General features: G+C 72.7%; 15 protein-coding genes and 1 pseudogene. 9 read left to right on the plus strand and 7 right to left on the minus strand.

Annotated features, from left to right (window positions below; translation table 11 throughout):
- Positions 1-119: 119 nt before the first annotated feature.
- Genes ACFVS9_RS32125 through ACFVS9_RS32135 form a run of 3 tightly spaced genes read right to left on the minus strand, consistent with a single transcriptional unit; the run spans position 120 to position 2,729 of the window.
- On the minus strand, positions 120-1,133 hold the full coding sequence (locus tag ACFVS9_RS32125) for an NAD(P)/FAD-dependent oxidoreductase (protein WP_383117456.1): 1,014 nt from the start codon (positions 1,131-1,133) through the stop codon (positions 120-122).
- On the minus strand, positions 1,130-1,657 hold the full coding sequence (locus ACFVS9_RS32130) for an isoprenylcysteine carboxyl methyltransferase family protein (RefSeq protein ID WP_383117457.1): 528 nt from the start codon (positions 1,655-1,657) through the stop codon (positions 1,130-1,132). Before ACFVS9_RS32130 ends, ACFVS9_RS32125 begins: the two co-directional genes overlap by 4 nt.
- Positions 1,658-1,670: 13 nt before the next feature.
- Entirely contained in the window at positions 1,671-2,729 is a 1,059-nt protein-coding gene (locus ACFVS9_RS32135; RefSeq protein WP_383117471.1) for a type III polyketide synthase, read from the minus strand.
- Positions 2,730-2,848: 119 nt separating this feature from the next.
- On the opposite strand from ACFVS9_RS32135, the gene ACFVS9_RS32140 reads away from it, so the two are divergent.
- Complete coding sequence (locus tag ACFVS9_RS32140; RefSeq protein ID WP_389938175.1) at positions 2,849-3,733, plus strand: UbiA family prenyltransferase; 885 nt, start codon at positions 2,849-2,851, stop codon at positions 3,731-3,733.
- A gap of 47 nt (positions 3,734-3,780) precedes the next feature.
- Here ACFVS9_RS32140 and ACFVS9_RS32145 read toward each other — a convergent pair whose 3' ends face one another.
- From ACFVS9_RS32145 to ACFVS9_RS32155, 3 genes are read right to left on the minus strand one after another with little or no spacing between them, the layout of a single operon-like run.
- Positions 3,781-4,680, minus strand: coding sequence for a carbohydrate ABC transporter permease (locus tag ACFVS9_RS32145; RefSeq protein ID WP_389938178.1), 900 nt, complete (start codon positions 4,678-4,680; stop codon positions 3,781-3,783).
- Positions 4,677-5,636, minus strand: a complete 960-nt coding sequence (locus ACFVS9_RS32150; RefSeq protein ID WP_383117460.1) for a carbohydrate ABC transporter permease — start codon at positions 5,634-5,636, stop codon at positions 4,677-4,679. Before ACFVS9_RS32150 ends, ACFVS9_RS32145 begins: the two co-directional genes overlap by 4 nt.
- Complete coding sequence (locus ACFVS9_RS32155; protein WP_383117461.1) at positions 5,633-6,973, minus strand: extracellular solute-binding protein; 1,341 nt, start codon at positions 6,971-6,973, stop codon at positions 5,633-5,635. The genes ACFVS9_RS32150 and ACFVS9_RS32155 overlap by 4 nt, the downstream gene beginning before the upstream one ends.
- Before the next feature lie 464 nt (positions 6,974-7,437).
- Here ACFVS9_RS32155 and ACFVS9_RS32160 point away from each other — a divergent pair, with 464 nt between their 5' ends.
- Both ACFVS9_RS32160 and ACFVS9_RS32165 read left to right on the plus strand, forming a co-directional pair.
- On the plus strand, positions 7,438-8,352 hold the full coding sequence (locus ACFVS9_RS32160; protein ID WP_383117462.1) for a diiron oxygenase: 915 nt from the start codon (positions 7,438-7,440) through the stop codon (positions 8,350-8,352).
- A gap of 9 nt (positions 8,353-8,361) precedes the next feature.
- Complete coding sequence (locus tag ACFVS9_RS32165) at positions 8,362-10,038, plus strand: FAD-dependent oxidoreductase (protein ID WP_389938183.1); 1,677 nt, start codon at positions 8,362-8,364, stop codon at positions 10,036-10,038.
- Between the two features lie 69 nt (positions 10,039-10,107).
- On the opposite strand, the gene ACFVS9_RS32170 is transcribed toward ACFVS9_RS32165, so the two are convergent.
- Positions 10,108-11,463, minus strand: coding sequence for a lysine N(6)-hydroxylase/L-ornithine N(5)-oxygenase family protein (locus ACFVS9_RS32170; protein ID WP_389938186.1), 1,356 nt, complete (start codon positions 11,461-11,463; stop codon positions 10,108-10,110).
- A 244-nt stretch (positions 11,464-11,707) separates the two neighbouring features.
- Here ACFVS9_RS32170 and ACFVS9_RS32175 point away from each other — a divergent pair.
- The 6 genes and pseudogenes from ACFVS9_RS32175 to ACFVS9_RS32200 all read left to right on the plus strand — a co-directional run.
- A pseudogene (locus ACFVS9_RS32175) lies at positions 11,708-11,866 on the plus strand (methionyl-tRNA formyltransferase); the annotation flags it as partial.
- Between the two features lie 107 nt (positions 11,867-11,973).
- On the plus strand, positions 11,974-12,501 hold the full coding sequence (locus ACFVS9_RS32180; RefSeq protein WP_389938189.1) for a MarR family winged helix-turn-helix transcriptional regulator: 528 nt from the start codon (positions 11,974-11,976) through the stop codon (positions 12,499-12,501).
- A 160-nt stretch (positions 12,502-12,661) separates the two neighbouring features.
- Positions 12,662-13,492: a hypothetical protein gene (locus ACFVS9_RS32185; RefSeq protein ID WP_383117466.1), complete on the plus strand. Its 831-nt coding sequence runs from the start codon at positions 12,662-12,664 to the stop codon at positions 13,490-13,492.
- Between the two features lie 194 nt (positions 13,493-13,686).
- Positions 13,687-14,379 carry an SDR family oxidoreductase gene (locus ACFVS9_RS32190; RefSeq protein ID WP_383117467.1) on the plus strand — a complete coding sequence of 231 codons (693 nt, stop codon included), beginning with the start codon at positions 13,687-13,689 and terminating at the stop codon, positions 14,377-14,379.
- Between the two features lie 1,037 nt (positions 14,380-15,416).
- Positions 15,417-16,784 carry an MFS transporter gene (locus ACFVS9_RS32195; protein WP_389938192.1) on the plus strand — a complete coding sequence of 456 codons (1,368 nt, stop codon included), beginning with the start codon at positions 15,417-15,419 and terminating at the stop codon, positions 16,782-16,784.
- A 244-nt stretch (positions 16,785-17,028) separates the two neighbouring features.
- Positions 17,029-18,474, plus strand: coding sequence for a glyceraldehyde-3-phosphate dehydrogenase (locus tag ACFVS9_RS32200; RefSeq protein ID WP_389938195.1), 1,446 nt, complete (start codon positions 17,029-17,031; stop codon positions 18,472-18,474).
- The last annotated feature ends 108 nt before the right edge of the window (positions 18,475-18,582 follow it).

An 18,582-nucleotide genomic window follows, 5' to 3' on the forward strand; every position in this document is an offset into this window, starting at 1 on the left:
ATTTTCCTACATGTGGCGTGAGGGGCACACGCCGCACGGCCCGTTGTCGGCGCCCTTGTCATCGCCGCCTCCGGGGGTGGCGGGCGCGCCGCCTCCGGCCGTTCCCGGAGGCGCCGCGCCTACTGCAGGGCGTGTACCGCGACCCGGAACAGGGCGGGCAGCCGGTGGGCGGCCGGCACGATCAGGCCCGCCGTCAGCGGGTGTCCCGCGGCGCCCAGCAGGGCTCCCGTGAGCAGCCGGTGCCGCCGTGTCAGCCGTGCCCAGTGCGCGGGATAGGCCTCGGGCCGTCCCGCCGCGAGGCAGTCGACCGCGGCCGACGCGGTCGCCGCCGCCAGGGCGATGCCCTCGCCGGTGAGCGCGTCGACGTAGCCCGCCGCGTCGCCGGCCAGCAGGACGCGTCCGGCTCTCGGTGCCCCGGCGGTCTGCCGCAGGGGGCCCGCGCCGCGTACGGGCCCGGCCTCCAGCCCTCGCAGTCGGCGGGCCAGCGCGGGGAAGGCGGAGAGGTGCTGCTCGTGGGAGCGCCGGTGCCGGCTGAGTACGGCGACACCGACCAGCTCCTCCCCCACCGGGGTCACGTACGCCTCGCCCTCGCGCGACCAGTGCACCTCGACGTGGTCCGTCCAGGGTGCGACGCGGTAGTGGCGGCGCAGCCCGTACCGGCGCGGTGCGGCGCAGGGGCGTTCCAGGCCGAGCGCGCGGCGCAACGGCGAGTGCAGGCCGTCGGCGGCGATCAGCCAGCGGGCCGTCAGGCCGGCCGTGGTGACCGTGCCGTCGCCCTGGCGGACCTCCTCCGCCCTGCCGGTGACGAGGCGCACGCCGAGCTCGCGGGCCCGCCGGTGCAGCGCGGAGTGCAGCTCGGTGCGCCGGACACCGAGTCCGGGGTGGCCCCGGAAGGCCGCCTGGGCCTGCCGGGCGCCCTCGACGTAGCGGATGCCGCGGAGTTCGCTGCCCACCGGGGTGACGCCCAGGGCGCGCAGGGCGGCGACCCCGCTGGGCATGATTCCCTCACCGCAGGCCTTGTCCACGGGCGCGGGCCGGGGTTCGACGACGACGGCCTCCAGTCCGGCCGTCGCCGCCCGGATCGCCGCCGCCAGGCCCGCCGGCCCGCCGCCCGCCACCAGGATGTCGATCACGCGGGCGCGTCCGCTGTCGCGAGGCGGGCCAGCGCGCCGTTCTCGCACCGGACGCGTACGGCCATGAGCGCCGCGTTGAGCACGGTGAAGAGCAGGGCGGTCACCCAGGCGCCGTGGACCAGCGGGAGGGCGGCCCCCTCGGCTGCGACGGCCACGTAGTTGGGGTGGCGCAGCCACCGGTAGGGCCCGCCGGTCACCAGGGGCAGTCCCGGGACGACGATGACCCGGGTGTTCCAGCGGCGCCCCAGTGTGCGGACGCACCACCAGCGCAGTCCCTGCGCGGCGGCCACCACCGCCACCAGGGCCCAGCCGGCCGGGCCGGGGAAGGGGCGGCCGGCCAGCCAGGCCTCGGCGAGGCACCCGGCGAGCAGCGCGGTGTGCAGGGCCACCATCGCCGGATAGTGCCCGCGGCCGGCTTCGGTGCCGCCGTGGGCCAGGCTCCAGCGGGCGTTGCGCAGCGCCACCACGAGCTCGGCGACGCGCTCGGCCGCCACGGCGAGCACGAGGACCGTGTACCAGATCATGTCCACCTCCGGACTACCAGCGCAGCAGCACCAGTTCGCAGCAGAACCCGGGCCCCATGGCCAGCAGCAGCCCGGGCGTCCCCGGCTCGGGCCTGCGCTGCTCCATCGTGTCCCGGAGGACGTGCAGGACCGAGGACGACGAGAGGTTGCCGACCTCGGCCAGCGAGCGCCAGGTGACGTCGAGCGCGCCCTCGGGAAGGGACAGCGCGTCGGCGACGGCCTCCAGGACCTTGGGGCCGCCGGGGTGGCTCACCCAGCGGGCCACGTCCTTGGGTTTCAGCCCGTGGTGTTCCAGGAAGCCGGTGACGTCCTCGGCGAGGTAGCGGCGTACGACGCCGGGGACGGACGGGTCGAGGACCACGCCGAAGCCGGATCCCCTGATGTCCCAGCCCATCAGGTGCCCGGTGTCCGGGTACATGCGGCTGCGGGTGTCCACCACCTCGGGGCCGTCCGCCGGTGACGCGCGCCCGCCGCCGACGAGAACGGCGGCCGCCGCTCCGTCGCCGAAGAGGGCGGTGGCGACCAGGTTGGCGGGGCTCGCGTCGTCGCGCTGGAAGGTCAGGGAGCAGAGCTCGACCGAGAGCAGGACCGCGACCTGCCCCGGCCGTCCGAGCAGGTAGTCGTGCAGCCGCGCCACCCCGGCGGCCCCGGCGACGCAGCCGAGCCCGAAGACGGGGATCCGTTTCACGTCCGGGCGCAGACCGAGCCGTCCGACGAGCCGCGCGTCGACGGAGGGCGCCGCGATCCCGGTGACCGAGGTGAACATCAGCAGGTCCACGTCCACGGGCCGCAGTCCGGCCTTGTCGAGTGCGCCGCGGACCGCTTCGGCGCCGAGGTCGACGGCGGCGCCGATGAACACGTCGTTCGCCGCCCCGAAGCCGTCGAGTCCGCCGTAGCGTTCCAGGGGCAGCACCGTGTTCCGGTTGCGCACCCCCGCGTTGGCGTGGATCCGGTCCAGCACCCGCCGGTCCGCCCCCGCGGGCAGACAGCTGGCCGCCACCATGTCGGTGATGGCGCGCTGGGTGTGGCGGTGCGGCGGCAGGACTCCGTGCACAGCCGCGATCCGGGTCACCCCGGCCACCGCTTCCGAGAGATCATGTCCCACATCCTGCCCACAGAGCGGGGCAAATCGGAGCACATGCCACGCGCGGCTGCCGTGTCCGTGCGTCGCGGGGTCCCTACGATCGCCTCGTGGACACCACGGACCGGCCTCCGGTACCCCTGCGCGCCCCGCGCCCGACGCGGGCCGCGGGTCTCCTGCTGTCCTGCCATCCGGGCCCGGTCGCGGCCGTGACGGTGCTCGTCACGGCACTCGCCGTCAGTTCGGGCCCGGGAGTGGCCCGTTGGGCCCTGGTCGCCGCCGCCGTGCTGGCCGGGCAGCTCTCGGTGGGCTGGTGCAACGACGCCTTCGACGCCCGGCGGGACGCCGAGGCCGCGCGTCCGGGGAAGCCGGTGGCGCGCGGCACGGTGGAGCCGGGTGCGGTGTGGCGCGCGGCGTTCGCCGCGCTGTTCGTGTGCGTGGTGCTGTCGTCGGCCTGCGGGACGGCGGCCGGTGCCGTGCATCTGGCCGGGGTCCTGGCGGCGTGGGCGTACAACCTGAGGCTCAAGGAGACGGTGCTGTCGTGGCTGCCGTACGTGATCGGCTTCGGCAGCCTTCCGTGTCTGGTGGCGCTGAGTCTGCCCGGAAGCCCGTGGCCCGCGTGGTGGGCGGTGGCGGCGGGCGCGCTGCTCGGGTTCGCGGCCCATCTGGGGGACGTGCTGCCGGACATCGAGGCGGATCTGCGGGCGGGTGTGCGGGGCCTGCCGCAGCGGCTGGGCACGGTCCGCACCCGGCTCCTGCTCCCCCTCCCGCTGGTGGCGGCCACCGCGGTGCTGGTCCTGGGGCCGCCGGGGGCTCCGGGCGGAGGCGCGGTCGTCGTCCTCTCCGGGATCGCGCTCTGCGCCGTGGCGGCGACCGCGGCCTGCGCGGGTCCACGGCCGGCCGGGACCTGGCGCAAGGCCGCGCTCGCGGGGACCGTCGCGGTGGCCGCGGCCGATGTGGCGCTGCTGCTTGCGCGGGGCGCGGAGTTCGCCTGACGGCCCGTACGCCTGCTGCCGTACGGGCCGCCGGTGCGCGGTGACCGCTACTGGCCGGCGAGGCCGGTGTGCGCGATGCCGCGCACGATCTGCCGCTGGAAGAACGCGAAGACGATCAGGAGGGGCATTCCGGCGATCACGAGCGAGGCCATGATCTGCGCGTAGCGCACCCCGAAGGACGACTGGACGTTCACGAGGCCGACGGGCAGGGTCATGCCGCCCGGGTCGGTGGTCACGAGGAACGGCCACAGGAAGTTGTTCCAGGTGGAGATGAACGTGAAGATCGCCACGGCCGCCAGCACGGGCCGGGACAGCGGGACGACGATGGTCCAGAACACCCGCCAGCGGCCCGCGCCGTCGACGAAGGCCGCCTCCTCCAGTTCGCGCGGCACGCCCTCGAAGAACTTCACCAGGATGAAGACCATGGCGGGCACGGCGACCTGGGGCAGGATCACACCCCAGTAGGTGTCGACGAGGCCCAGCTGGACCATCTCGCGGAACAGCGGCGCGATGAGCACCTGCGGGGGCACCATGATGCCGGCCAGGACCAGCCCGTGGAGCAGCCGCCGGCCGCGGAACTCGGTGCGGGTGAATCCGTAGGCGGCCATCGCGCAGGTGACGACGGTGAGCAGGGTGGTCATGACGGAGATGTACGCCGAGTTCATGAGCCAGACCATCAGGTCGCCGGACTCCCAGACCTTGCGGTAGGCGTCGAAGGTGACGTGCGAGCCGGTCCAGGAGAGCGGTGTCCTCGTCGTGTCGCCCTCCGGCTTCAGGGAGGTGGCGACGGCCCAGGCGAGCGGGAGGAGCCAGGCCGCGGTGAGGAGCAGGGCGAGGACGAGCAGGACGATCCTGCCGCGGGTCCAGCGCGGGCGGCGGCCCCCCGCGTCCGAGGACCGCTCGGAGGACGGGGCGGGACCGGTCGTGACGGCGGCGGAAGTACTCACTTCGCGGCCTCCTCAGCTCGGCGCCGGGACAGCAGGGGCTGCACCAGGGAGACGGTCAGGATCAGGGCGAAGAAGATGTACGAGACGGCCGAGGCGTAGCCGATGCGGTAGCCGGTGAAGCCCTGCTGGTAGACGTACTGGAGGATCGGCCGGGTGGATTCGTCCGGGCCGCCGCCGGTCATGATGTAGACCTGGTCGAAGATCTTCAGCGAGGCCAGTACCTGGAGGACCACGACCAGCCCGGTGGTGCGGCGGAGCATCGGCAGGGTGATGTGCAGGAGCCGCTTGCCCGCGCCGGCCCCGTCCAGTTCGGCGGCCTCGTACAGATGCGCCGGGATGGCCTGGAGCGCGGCGAGGTAGAGCAGGAAGTTGAAGCCGACGGTCCACCAGACGGTGGTCGCCACGATGCTGAGCATCGCGTACCGCTCGTCGGTCAGCCATCCGATGTCGGGCGTCAGCCCCACGGTGGCGAGCAGTTGGTCGGCGAGGCCGAAGCCGGACGGCAGGATCATGTTCATGAAGAGCAGGCAGACGACCCCGGACGGCAGCAGGAACGGTGCGAACCAGCTCAGCCGCCACAGCCACTGCACGACCCGGAGCTGATGGGCGAGCAGGGCCAGCACGAGGCCGACGACGACGAGGGGGACGGTGGACAGGACGGTGAACCAGACGGTGTTCCAGAGCGAGGACCAGACGTCGGGGTCGCGCACGGCCTCGGCGTAGTTGTCGAGTCCGGTGAACTCGCCGCCGGTGCCGGTGATGTTCTCACTGGTCAGGCTCATGCCAAGACCGGATATCAGCGGCCAGACCAGGAACAGGGCGTACACGAGGAGGAAGGGCGCGATGAACACCAGGCCGTGCTCGGTCCACTTCCTGCGCACGGCGCGGGCCGGGCGTCCGGAGGCGCGCCCGGTGCTCACGGCGGGCGCCGGCACCGGGGCGGTGGTGGAGGTCATGACGCGGCTCCCGGGAGGGGGTTGCGGGTGTCGAGGAGTGTCCGCAGCCGGGCCCTGGCCTCGGTCAGGGCGTTGCGCGGGCTCCGGGAGCCGGTGAGGACCCCGGAGAACACGGCGCCCAGCTCGATCCACAGCCGGGAGGCGGAGCCCGCGAACCACGCCGGCTCGTCGAGTGCGACGTCGTCGATGACCGAGCGGTATTCGGACTGCGGCTTGAGGGCGAGGTAGGCAGGGTCGTCGAGCACCGGCAGGTAGGCGGGGACGTGCCCGCCCTCGGCCCAGGCCACGGAGTGCTTCAGCATCCAGGCGACGAGCGTGTGCGCCGCCTCGTTCGTGGCGCCGCCGCGTTCCTTCTGGTGCGGCAGGACGAAGGCGTGGCAGTCGGCCTGGGCCGCCGCGGTGCCGAAGAGCGCCGGGACACGGGTCATGGAGAACGGGAGCCCGGTGGTCCTGAACGTGGTGATCTCCCACTCGCCGTTGAGGTGGAAGGCGGTCTTCCCGCCGTTGAAGACGCCGACGGATCCCGCGTAGTCGACACGGCGCACCATCAGGCCTTCCTCGACGAGCCGGGCCAGGTACTCCAGCACCCGCAGCGCCTTGGCGTCGTCCAGCGCGAGCCGCTTCCCGTCCGCGGAGAGCACCGTGCCGCCGGTCTGCGCGTAGAAGGTGGAGAACAGACGCCAGGGCGTGATGCAGTCGGGTCCGAGCGTCTCGGTCACCAGTCCCGGCTGCCCGGTCACCTTCTTCGCGGTGCGCAGGGCGTCGGCGAACTCCTCCGCGCCGGTGATCGCCGCGAGCCGGCCGCCCCGCGTGAGTCCGGCCTTCTCGCAGATCTCGGTCTGGTAGTAGAGGACGAAGGGGTGGGTGTCGAGCGGGACGGCGTACTGCCTGCCGCCCACCTGTCCCCGGCGCCAGATGTCCGGTGGGAAGTCCTCCTCCCGCACCCCGTGTTCGGCCAGCAGGCCGAGGTCGAACGGGTCGAGGAGCCGGCCGGGGGCGAAGCCGGCGAGCCGGGCGAGGTGCAGGGCGGCGAGCTCGGGGGCCCGTCCGCCGGCGCCCGCCATGCCCAGCTTGGTGTAGTAGGGGGCTCCCCACTGCAGGGTCGAGGCCTCCAGCGCGATCTCCGGGTGCCCGGCCCGGAAGTCGTCCAGCATGCCCTGCATGGTGACGCCGTCGCCGCCGCCGAACAGGTGCCAGTACCGCAGCAGCGTCTGCCCCGGACCCGCTGCGGTCGCGGGCGCGGCACAGCCGGACAGGGAGCCCAGGGCTCCGGTGGCGGCCAGGGCGCCGGCACCGCCCGCGAGGGCTCGGCGCCGGCTGAGGAGGGGTGGTTGCATGGCGGCTCGTCTCGACTCGTCTCTGACGTACGGGGACGCGCGAAGGAGGGGCAGCGCGTTCGGTATTTCGGCGCACGCCCGTCACTTCGGACGGGACCGTAGGCGCGGGGCAGGGCGGCGTCAATGACTCGCACTGAAATCGCGAACAATGTTCGACCTGGCGAACAGGGCGCACCGTTCGCGTCTCCTGGCCGACGGCCGGAGGGGGACGCGCGGGCACACGCGAGGAGATATCGCGAGGATCGGAGCACATTTCCTACTGGGGGGTAGGCCCGCCCGGCATCCTTGCTATACCTTCCGTCTAACAAGCGGGGACGGAAGGCCGCCCGGCTACGGCCGGCACCGGTCCCTCACCGAAGGCTGCCGCCGATCCTGCCCGGCAGCACGGCATATGACGAGCCGTCACCCCACAACGCGTCCATGACAGCACCAGGGACATCACTGACGATCCGAGGAGCCGCACCATGGCAAGCAGCACCGTCCGGCCGGACGCAGAGGACCGGCCCCCCGAGGACCACCTCACCCGCCGCCTGCTCGACTCGGCCGCCGAACTGGCCTACGACCCGGCCACCGAGGTCGACTGGGACACCCCGCTGGACAAGGAGTTCCACGGTGCGAGCCCGGAGTGGAGCACCCTGTACGGCACCGCCTACTGGGGCGAGCTGTCCGAGGAGCAGCGCAAGGAACTGACCCGCCAGGAAGCCGCCTCGGTGGCGAGCACCGGCATCTGGTTCGAGATGATCCTCCAGCAGATGGTCCTGCGCGACGTCTACGCGAAGGACCCCACCAGCGCGGACGTCCAGTGGGCGCTGACCGAGATAGCCGAGGAGTGCCGGCACTCCATCATGTTCGCGCGCGGCGCGCAGAAGCTGGGTGCCCCGCCCTACCGGCCGCACCGGCTGGCGGTGGAACTGGGCAGGGCCTTCAAGACGCTCGCGTTCGGTGAGGCGGCGTACGCGGCGATCCTGGTCGCCGAGGAGGTCCTCGACGTCATGCAGCGCGACTGGATGCGGGACGAGCGGGTCGTGCCCTTCGTCCGCACCATCAACAACATCCATGTCGTCGAGGAGTCCCGGCACATGAAGTTCGCCCGCGCGGAGACCCGCCGGCACCTCAGCGGCGCGGGCCCGGTGCGGCGCAGGATCAACGCCCTGGTCATCGCCATCGCGTCGTACGTCATCGTCACCAGCATGGTGAACAAGGACGTCTACGCCAACGCCGGGCTCGACGGGAAGCGCGCCCTCGGCGAGGCGAAGGCCAACGAGCACCACAGGTCGATGATGCGGTCGAGCTGTTCGGGGCTCATGGACTTCCTGGCCTCGGCCCGCCTGCTCACCAAGCCCGCCCTGGTGTTCTACAAGCGTGCCCATCTGATCTGAGCGGACGACATGACCTACGCCATCACCCAGACGTGCTGCAGTGACGCCACCTGTGTCTCGGTGTGCCCCGTCAACTGCATCCATCCGACGCCGGAGGAACCCGACTTCGGCCGGACGGAGATGCTGTACATCGACCCGAGGTCCTGCATCGACTGCGGCGCCTGCGCGGACGCCTGCCCGGTGGAGGCGGTCTTCCCGGTGGACAGCCTGCCCGCGGCCCAGCGTGAGTACGGCCCCCTCAACGCGGCGTACTTCGCGGACCGGGAGACCGGACAGGAGCCCGGGGGGCCGAACTTCCACGTGTGGGGCGAGCCGGCCTTCACGCGCAGCCTGCCGTCGGACTTCGCTCCGATCCGGGTCGCGGTGGTGGGCACGGGGCCGGCGGGCATGTACGCCGCCGAGGACCTGCTGCTGCACACCGGCGCCGAGGTGACACTGATCGACCGGCTGCCCGTCGCGGGCGGGCTCATCCGCTACGGGGTGGCGCCCGACCACCTGGCGACGAAGAAGGCAGGGGACACCTTCGCCCGGTTCCACACGCATCCCAGGGTGCGCATGCACCTCGGTCTGGAGGTGGGCCGGGACGTCAGCGCGCAGGAGCTCGCCGCACACCACGACGCGGTGGTCTACGCGGTCGGCGCGCCCGCCGGACGACGGCTCGGGATCCCCGGCGAGGACCTGCCCGGCAGCGTCTGCGCGACGACGTTCGTGTCCTGGTACAACGCCCATCCCGAGGTCGCGGCGGACGCCGTGCAGCTGTCCGGCGAGCGGGTCGTCGTGGTCGGCAACGGCAATGTCGCCCTCGACGCGGCACGGATCCTGGTGTCGGACCCGGGCGCTCTGGCCGAGGGCGACATCGCCCGCCACGCGCTGGAGGCCCTGCGCGCCGGCTCGGTGCGCGAAGTGGTGCTGCTGGGCCGGCGGGGGCCCGAGGACGCGGCGTACACCAGGTCCGAAGTGCTGGCGCTCGGACATCTGGCCGGGGTCGAGCTGGTCGTGGACGACCACGACCCGCGCATCGGCGCGGCGATCGACGCCGCGGGTCCGGGCGACCGGGCGGCGCTGTTGCGGGGGGTCGCCCGCACGGCCGTGGACTGGTCGGGCCCGCCCCCGGCGGGACGCCGCATCGTGTTCCGCTTCCACTCCGCGCCGGTGGAGGCGCTCGGCGAGGACGCGGTACGCGCCGTGCGGGTGACGGACGGCGCGGACGGGGAAGGCGGCGGGGCGGCCGCGAACGGCCGGGAGATTCCCGCCGGGCTCCTCCTGCGTGCGGTGGGCCGGCGCGGACTGCCGGTGCCCGGGCTGCCGTTCGACGAGACGACGGGCACCGTTCCGCACGAGGGCGGGCGGGTGACGGGCCTGCCGGGGGCGTACGTCGTCGGGTGGATCAAGCGCGGCCCCTCGGGCGGCATCGGGGCGAACCGGACCTGCGCCGCGGAGACCGTGGGCACGCTGCTGGACGACGCCGTGAACGGCGCGCTGCCGGCCCCCGCGTACGGGGCGAAGGCGTTCCGGCGGCTCGCGCGCAGCCGGAACCGGCGGATCGTGGACGCCCGCGGCCTGGCGGAGATCGAACGCGCCGAGCTCGCCCTGGGCCGCCGCGACGGCCGCCCCAGGGTCAAGCTGGCGACGGTTCCCGAGCTGGTGGCGGCGGCGCGGGGCAGCCGTAGGCGGATCCCCGGCTGAGCGCCCGGCCCGGCCGGCCGGGGATCCGGCGGGCCGGGCCACCGGCCGGGGACGCGGGCGGGGTCCGTCTCAGCGGGGGGTGCCGACCTCGTGGACGGCGTCGTGCGGCCGGCCGGGGGCCTCCCCGCGCCCGCGCTCCACGATCGAGTCGAGGATCTCGCCGACCCTGACCGCGGTGTTCGACAGCAGGGACGACGTGATGCCGTGGGTGTGTTCCGTGCCGCCCTGGAGGTAGATGCCGCACCGGAGTCCGGGGCCGGCCGCCACGCGGTAGTCGCGCTCGACCCGGACCCGCCCCTGGTCGTCGAGCCGGCAGTGCCGCCCCACGTCCCCGAGCAGTCCGAGGGCGTCGGCCTGCCGGTAGCCGGTGGCGTAGACGACCACGTCGGCGTCCAGCGTGGTGCGTTCCCCGGTGATCAGCGACTCGACCGTGGTGCGGACCGTGTCCGCCGTCTCGACGGCTTCGGCCACCCTGGACACGTTGAGGAACCGCAGGCGTTCCGTCCCGAGCACCTTCTCCTGGTAGGCCGTGCGGTAGAGGCCGTCGATGAGGTCGATGTCCACCACGGCGTAGTTGGTGTTGCCGTGGTAGTCCATCAGTCTGCGCTTGGTCTCGTCCGGGGCCGTGAAGTACTCGTCGACCGCCTCCGGGTCGAAGATCCGGTTGGCGAATCCGCTGTCGTCGGCGGGGCTGTAGCCGTAGCGGGAGAAGACCGCGCAGACCTCCGCGCCGGGGAAGCGGCGGTGCAGGTACGCCACGTTCTCGGCGGCGCTCTGACCGGCCCCGACCACGACGAAGCGGGACGGCGGCTCCTTCGCGTCCAGGCCCTCCACCCGGGTCAGCAGGTCCGACGTGTGCCAGATCCGGTCCGTACGGCTGACCCCCTCGGGCATCCGGGGCCGCAGGCCCGTGCCGATCACGAGGTTGCGTGCCCGGTGGACCACGGTCTCCGGCCCTGAACGGGCGGTCACGTCCAGGTACTCCACGGCCCCGTCCCGCACGACGGGCCGGACGGAGACGACCTCGTGCCCGTAGGACACCATGTCGTCCACCTGGGCCGCGGCCCATTCGAAGTAGGCGTGGAACTCGGCCCGCAGCGGGAGGAGGCTCTTGCCGTTGACGAAGTCGACCAGGCGCCCCTGGCTCCGGAGATAGCACAGGAAGCTGAACTCGCTGGACGGGTTCCGCAGCGTCACCAGGTCCTTGAGGAAGGACACCTGCATGGTCGCGTCGTCGATCAGCATCCCCCGGTGCCAGCCGAACCGTGGCTGCCTCTCGAAGAAGTGGGCGGTGACGGCGCGCTGCCTGCCGGCCCGTGAGTTGCGCTCAGCGAGCGCGAGCGCCATGGCCACGTTGGACGGCCCGAAGCCGATCCCTATGAGGTCGTGGACCGGTGGTGCGCCGTCGGGTGAAGCCTCTGACATGTCACTCCCATCGTGCGGGGCGGCCGCTCGCCGGACGCGGCCCGAACGGAACAGGGCATCCCGGCCCTTCAGCCGATATGCAACTTAGGTAAAGCTAACCTCACCAACGCGCGCTGTCGACCGGGCACATGACACGCAGCGCCTCCTGAATTGCCGTCAACTCGCCTTGTGGCGGCATGCATTGCACTATTAGGTTAGGCTTGCTTAACTGCGTTGTGCGTGTCGCTGTTCCGGGGAGGAACCCATGCGGGTCGTCATGTTCGGTCATCAGACCCGCGGGCACCGGACCCTGCGAGCCCTCCTGGACTCCGCGCACGACGTGGTGATGGTGGTGACGCACCCCGGCAGCGAGCACGCGTACGAGGAGATACGGGGCGACTCGGTCGCCGGTCTCGCCGAGGAGGGCCGGGAGCTGCCCGCCGCCGAGCACCTCACCTCGATGGGCGGCTACCTCACCGGCCGGACCTGACCCCCCAGGCCTCCCCGGCCGCCGCCACGTTAGGAAGAACCATGCACCACCAGAGCCCCCCGGGAACGGCGCCCGGCCTCCGGCCCACGGGCGCGACGCCCCCGAGCGTGCTGAACCTGAACGCCTACCTCATGTACGCGACGGGCAAGGCCGCACGCCGCAGGCTCAGCGACACGCTGACGGCCCACGGGCTGCGGCTGTGGCACCTGACCATCCTCGCCATGCTGGACGACGCCGGCCCGCTGTCCAAGGGCGATCTCGCCTCGCGGCTGGACATGAACCAGAGCGATCTCACCAGGACCGTGAACGATCTGGACTCGGCCGGGTACGTCGCGTGCGCCCGGGACCCGGCGGACCGCCGCCGCATCGAGGTCGCCCTGACCCCCGCGGGCAGGCATGCCCTGGGGCGGCTCGACAGCGACGTGGCGGCCGTCGAGACGGACCTCCTCGCTCCGCTGACCCACGAGGAACGCGACCGGTTCGCCGCCCTGCTGCTCCGTGTCCACACCCATCTGGAAAGGGACCGGGCGGGCGACGGCCTCACCGCCGCCGAACCGCGCCGACGGTGACCCCGGCCCTCGGACAGCGCCCTCCTCGTCGGCCGTCGACGGGGCGGGGCGGGGGCCTCGCCCCCGGAGTCCTCTCGCCCCCGCGCCGTCGCGGAGGCTCGGATCGAACGGCGGGGCGTTCCGGGGGCAACCATGCGGCCCCGCGCGTCGTCATAGGGGCGTGACCTCCCATCTGATTCTGCGGGGCCGTGGCACCACGGCCCATTTCGAGGGCCGGTCCGTCCTGCTGGAGCAGAACGGCACCCACCGGCGCATTCCGGTGCGGGCGATCCAGGAGGTACGGGCGGCCGGGGCCGGAGGTGACACGGCCGAGATCGAACTGACCAGTGCCGAGGGCGATCCCACGGTCTTCGTGGTGACCCGGTCCTCCCCGGCGGCCGTGAACGCCTTCGTGTCGGCGGTGACCTCGGTACTGCCCGAACAGCGTGCCGCTCGCGACGGCATGGAGCTGGTCAGCGAGGAGACGCCCGCGGCTCCGGCCTGGCGGCTGTTCCTGGCACGGCACCGCGGAGCGGTCGTGGTGACCGTGAGCGCGGTCGTCCTCTGGGCCGCCCTCGTGGCGTGCGTCGCGGCGCTCGGGGAGCCGCACCAGTGGCTGCTGCCGTTCTTCGGGGCGCTGATGCTGCTCGGCGCGGGCTGCTACCTGAATCTGGCCGGCGGCATCATCCGCGACCACTGGTCCACCCGCCGTCACGGCATCACGGTCGCGGCGACCTCCGAGGGACGCAACAGCGCGAACAAGGAGGTCTGGCGGTTCACCGACGCGGAGGGCCGGGCGCGCACCTACGTGGGCACCGGGAAGCTCCTCGGCCGCGACCCGCGCCGGATCGAGGTGCGGTACGACCCGCGCGACCCCGAGAAGCTGTACGCGCCGCAGTCGGTGCTCTTCCACGTGTTCATCGGGATCATCCTGACCCCCATGCTGGGGGGCCTCCTGGGGGTGGGGCTCTGGTTCACCCTCTGGCAGCTCGTCGACGTGCTCACGGACTGACCCCGGCCGAACCGCACCGGCCGGCTCCACGTCCTGCGGCCGAGAACCGGAACGCGCGGCCGGCGCGGCGCCGCGCCGGTCTCGTCGTCCCCCTGCCACCGGGGGGCGCCTTCCGCCGTCGGAGTTCCCCGGTACGGCCGGTCCCGGGCAACCGGTCGGTGGCCGGACAGAGCACCCCGGCGGACCATGGGTCCATGACCACCACACTGATCACAGGAGCGAACAAGGGCCTCGGCTTCGAGACCGCCCGCAGACTCGTCGAGGCAGGACACACGGTGTACGTCGGCAGTCGTGACGCCGAACGCGGGCGGCAGGCCGCCGAGCGGCTGGGCGCGCGGACGGTCCGGATCGACGTCACGGACGACGCGTCCGTCGCGGCGGCGGCGAGGACGGTCGCGGACGGGGGCGGACTGGACGTGCTGATCAACAACGCCGGGATCGAGGGCACGGTGGTCGGTGCCGAGGAGACGACCGCGGACACGCTGCGGCCGCTCTTCGAGACGAACGTCTACGGCCCGGTGCGGGTCACCCACGCGTTCCTGCCGCTGCTGCGGCGTTCCGCCGCACCGGTCGTGGTCAACGTGAGCAGCGGCCTGGCATCACTCACCATGGTCAGCTCACCGGACACGCCGACCCACGCGTACCCAGGCGTCGCCTACCCGGCGTCCAAGACCGCGCTCAACATGATCACCGTCCAGTTCGCGAAGGCCTTCCCCGGGATGCGGATCAACGCGGTGGAGCCCGGGTTCACCGCCACGGACCTGAACGGGCACCGGGGTACGCAGACCGTGGAGGAGGGCGCCGAGATCATCGTCCGTATGGCGCGAGTGTCCCCCGACGGACCGACCGGAGGCTACTTCGACGCGTCGGGCCCCCTTCCCTGGTGAACGCGCCCCGCGGCCCCCGCACTTCGCGGGGCGTGGCCGTCGACGGCGACCCGGCTGTCGCACGGTACGGCTGACGCGTCCGCATCACGCCGACGTCGTGCTGGTGGAGGTCTCGCGCCGGTCGGCGTCGGCGGGCGGGCCCTCCCGCACGACCCGGTCCCGTTCCGGGACGTTCCGATGGCCCGGTCAGGGCCGGGACAGAAAGCACCGGGACACGCCCGGCCGGCCGGAGACCCTGGCGGCAGCGCCGGAAGAAGACGCCGGTGCGCCGTGCGTACACCGGGCAGACCGTGCCGACGTTCCCGAACGGGCCTCCGGGAACGGCCGACGGGGACAGGGGACGACGAGGAGGTCGGCCGGGTCCACCCCGGTGCGGCGGGGTTCCACCCGCACACGAGGTCGGCGATCCTGCGGCCCTCATGGGTGAGGACCTCTTCGGGGGTGGCGGCCGGCCCGTACTCGTACGGCGTGGGCCCGTGCCGAGGTGACCGACGGGCGTCCGGGCGGGGCCAGTTCTCGGTCACGGCACCCCCTGACGGTGCGGCTGAAGAGGGCCGACCGGTCCGGAGGCTCGCAGGACGGATGCCGAACCGTCCGCGGGGGCCGGCCGGCCCCCGCACAGGACCCGTCGCCCGGCACAACGCCGCCCCGCGCGGGAGGGTTACGCCGCTCTGGGGACGCACCCCGCCCGACAGACCGCGTCCGGACCTGACCGGGACATGAACGGACCTGCTGCGAAAGGCTGTTGAGCGCACCCACCCGGTGAACCTCCGACTGCCACGGGGCCGCCCGTCCGTGGACATCGTGGTGCCCCGGTAATCAGGACGAGCGAGGCGCACGCGTTCCCGGGTGCGGAAGAGGATCACGCGGATAGCGTCGACGGGCCGGCCGAGCGCCCGCGGTCCGCCCGCTCCGACTCCTCGGCGCGGCGACCGTGGTGCGGTTCGCCGGCCGCGAGCCCGTGGGCACGGCAACCGTGAACACGGGTACGCCCCCGGCGTCCCGGCACCCCGTCCACCCGCGGAAGGACCCTCTCCATGACGACCGTGGCAGGCACTCCGGCACCCGCCTCCATCGCGGCCAGACTCGAACGTCTGCCGCACTCACGCTGGCACGTCAAGGTCCGCTGCCTGATCGGTGCCGTCACCTTCTTCGAGGCGTTCGACCAACTGCTGGCCGCGTCCGCGCTTCCCGTCCTGACGGAGCAGTGGCAACTGTCCACCGGGCAGGCGACCTTCGCCGTCGTGTCCGCCTCGGTCGGCATACTGTTCGGCGCCCTCGCGGCCGGCTGGCTGGGCGACCGCGTCGGGAGGGTGCGCACCGTCGCGCTGGGCGTCGGGATCACCGGCCTCGCCGGCCTCGCGGTGGCCCTCTCGGACGGCATCGGGACGTTCTCGCTCTTCCGGTTCGTCCAGGGCATCGGGATCGGAGGTGTCGTACCGGTCGCGGCCACCTACATCAACGAGATCGCCCGGTCCGACGACCGGGGCCGCTTCGTCCTGCTGTACGAGATGATCTTCCCGGCCGGACTCGCGGCCGCCACGCTGCTCGCCGTCCACGTGGTTCCGGCCTACGGCTGGCGGGCGATGTTCCTGGTGGGCGCCCTGCCGGTGGTGCTCGCCGCGGCGCTGCCGCGCCACGTCCAGGAGTCCCCGCGCTGGCTGCTGTCCCGTGGACGCACGGCCGAGGCCGAGGCGGCCGTCGCCCGGATCGAGGCGGAGGTCGTCCGCGCGACCGCACGGGACCTCCCGGCACCTGCCCCGTCGCCCGACCCTCCGGACCGCCCGAGGGGCTCGCTGGCGGACCTGTTCCGAGGGCGTTACCTGCGGCGCACGGCGGTCCTGTCGGGGCTGTGGTTCGTGGCGTACTACGTCAACCACGGCATCTCCGCCTGGCTGCCTTCCCTCTACACGCGGGAGTTCGGTCTGGATCTCACCACGGCACTGGTCTACACCCTGCTCAGCAACGTCACCGGGCTGCTGGGCACCTTCGTGCTGGCGATGCTGATCGACCGTGTGGGCCGCAGGCCCGCCCTGGTCGGCGCGTTCGTCGGCACCGTGCTCCCGCTCACCGTGCTGGCGTTCGCCGGTGCGGCGTCGGGCGGCCAGGTCGCCCTGTTCGCGTCCTGCACCACCTTCTTCCTGTACATGATCAACGCGGGCCTCTACCTCTACTCCCCCGAGCTGTACCCCACGTCCAACCGGGCCCGGGGCGTGGCGTTCGGCGGCCTGTGGAACCGGTGCGGAGTGATTCTCGGCCCGATCGCCGTCGGCGCCGTCATCGGAGCGGGCGGCGGCCTGGCCGTGGTGTTCGCGCAGTTCGCCGCGGTGGCGGCGGCGGGTGCGGTGATCGCGTGGTTCGCCGTGGAGACCAAAGGCATGACGCTGGAGGAACTCAACACGTGACGCGCCGGTCCGAGCGGGCCGGAGGACCCGGTCCCGCGCCCCGACATGTCCCGGTCGCCCGTCCCACCCTCCGAGGCCCGCAGAACTCGACATGTCCCGGACGCCCGCCCCACCCTCCGAGGGCCGCAGAAAAGGCATGAACCGTCCGATTCCACCCCGTCCCGGTCCACGGGTGGCACTGATCGCTTGATCGAAATCGAGTGCGGTTAACATATGAGCACCGCCTAGCTCGAAAGATGGACTTGTGACTGCCACCGAGGACTCGTTCACCAACTGGAAGATCCGCGAGGAGATCGCGGAGTCGATGATCCCGATCATCGGGAAGCTGCACCGGGAGCGGGACGTCACGATCCTGCTCCACAGCCGCTCCCTGGTGAACAAGTCGGTGGTCAGCATCCTCAAGACCCACCGGTTCGCCCGGCAGATAGCCGGCCAGGAGCTCTCGGTCACCGAGACGCTGCCGTTCCTGCACGCCCTCACCGAGCTCGACCTCGGCCCGTCGCAGATCGACCTCGGCATGCTGGCCGCGACGTACCGGGCCGACGACCGCGGCCTGTCGGTGGGCGACTTCACCGCCGAGGCCGTCGCCGGGGCCACCGGCGCCAACAAGACGGAGCGCCGCGAGTCCCGCGACGTGGTCCTCTACGGGTTCGGCCGCATCGGCCGCCTCCTGGCCCGCCTCCTCATCGAGAAGACCGGCTCCGGCAACGGCCTGCGGCTGCGCGCCATCGTCGTACGCCAGGGCGCCGGGCAGGACCTCGTGAAGCGCGCCTCGCTGCTGCGCCGTGACTCCATCCACGGCCAGTTCCAGGGCACGATCACCGTCGACGAGGCGAACAGCAGGATCATCGCCAACGGCAACGAGATCCAGGTGATCTACTCCGACGACCCGACGGCCGTGGACTACGAGGCGCACGGCATCAAGGACGCCATCCTCATCGACAACACGGGCCGCTGGCGCGACCGCGAAGGCCTGTCGAAGCACCTGCGCCCCGGTATCGCGAAGGTCGTCCTGACCGCGCCCGGCAAGGGTGACGTCCCGAACATCGTGCACGGCGTCAACCACGACATGATCAAGCCGGACGAGCAGATCATCTCCTGCGCCTCCTGCACCACCAACGCGATCGTCCCGCCGCTGAAGGCGATGGCCGACGAGTACGGCGTGCTGCGCGGACACGTGGAGACCGTCCACTCGTTCACCAACGACCAGAACCTGCTGGACAATTACCACAACTCAGACCGTCGCGGCCGGTCCGCGCCGCTCAACATGGTCATCACCGAGACGGGCGCCGCGTCGGCCGTCACCAAGGCGCTGCCCGATCTGGACGCGAAGATCACCGGAAGCTCGATCCGCGTCCCGGTTCCGGACGTCTCGATCGCGATCCTGAATCTCCAGCTCGCGCGCAGCACCGACCGCGAGGAGGTGCTCGACTACCTGCGCGACGTGTCGCTGACCTCGCCCCTCAGGCGCCAGATCGACTTCATCACCGCCCCCGACGCGGTCTCGAGCGACTTCATCGGCTCCCGCCACGCCTCGATCGTCGACGCCGGGGCCACCAAGGTCGAGGGCGACAACGCGATCCTCTACCTCTGGTACGACAACGAGTTCGGCTACTCCTCCCAGGTCATCCGGGTCGTCCAGCACGTCTCCGGAGTCGAGTACCCGACCTACCCGGCCCCCGCCGCCTGATCACCCCCGGCCGGGGGGGGGGGGGGCGGGGGGGGGCGCCGGCCCCCCCGGGCCCCGGCCCCGCCCCCGCCGGCGCGGGCCCGGGCGCGGCGCGCCGGCAGCGTGGGA

It is taken from the genome of Streptomyces sp. NPDC058008, from assembly GCF_042886395.1.
Classification (GTDB): Bacteria; Actinomycetota; Actinomycetes; order Streptomycetales; family Streptomycetaceae; genus Streptomyces.

Coding starts and splice junctions, on each gene's coding strand:
- ACFVS9_RS32170 (WP_389938186.1), bottom strand. CDS start 11,463: ATGTCAGAGGCTTCACCCGACGGCGCACCACCGGTCCACGACCTCATA.
- ACFVS9_RS32160 (WP_383117462.1), top strand. CDS start 7,438: ATGGCAAGCAGCACCGTCCGGCCGGACGCAGAGGACCGGCCCCCCGAG.
- ACFVS9_RS32165 (WP_389938183.1), top strand. CDS start 8,362: ATGACCTACGCCATCACCCAGACGTGCTGCAGTGACGCCACCTGTGTC.
- ACFVS9_RS32190 (WP_383117467.1), top strand. CDS start 13,687: ATGACCACCACACTGATCACAGGAGCGAACAAGGGCCTCGGCTTCGAG.
- ACFVS9_RS32155 (WP_383117461.1), bottom strand. CDS start 6,973: ATGCAACCACCCCTCCTCAGCCGGCGCCGAGCCCTCGCGGGCGGTGCC.
- ACFVS9_RS32180 (WP_389938189.1), top strand. CDS start 11,974: ATGCACCACCAGAGCCCCCCGGGAACGGCGCCCGGCCTCCGGCCCACG.
- ACFVS9_RS32195 (WP_389938192.1), top strand. CDS start 15,417: ATGACGACCGTGGCAGGCACTCCGGCACCCGCCTCCATCGCGGCCAGA.
- ACFVS9_RS32130 (WP_383117457.1), bottom strand. CDS start 1,657: ATGATCTGGTACACGGTCCTCGTGCTCGCCGTGGCGGCCGAGCGCGTC.
- ACFVS9_RS32150 (WP_383117460.1), bottom strand. CDS start 5,636: ATGACCTCCACCACCGCCCCGGTGCCGGCGCCCGCCGTGAGCACCGGG.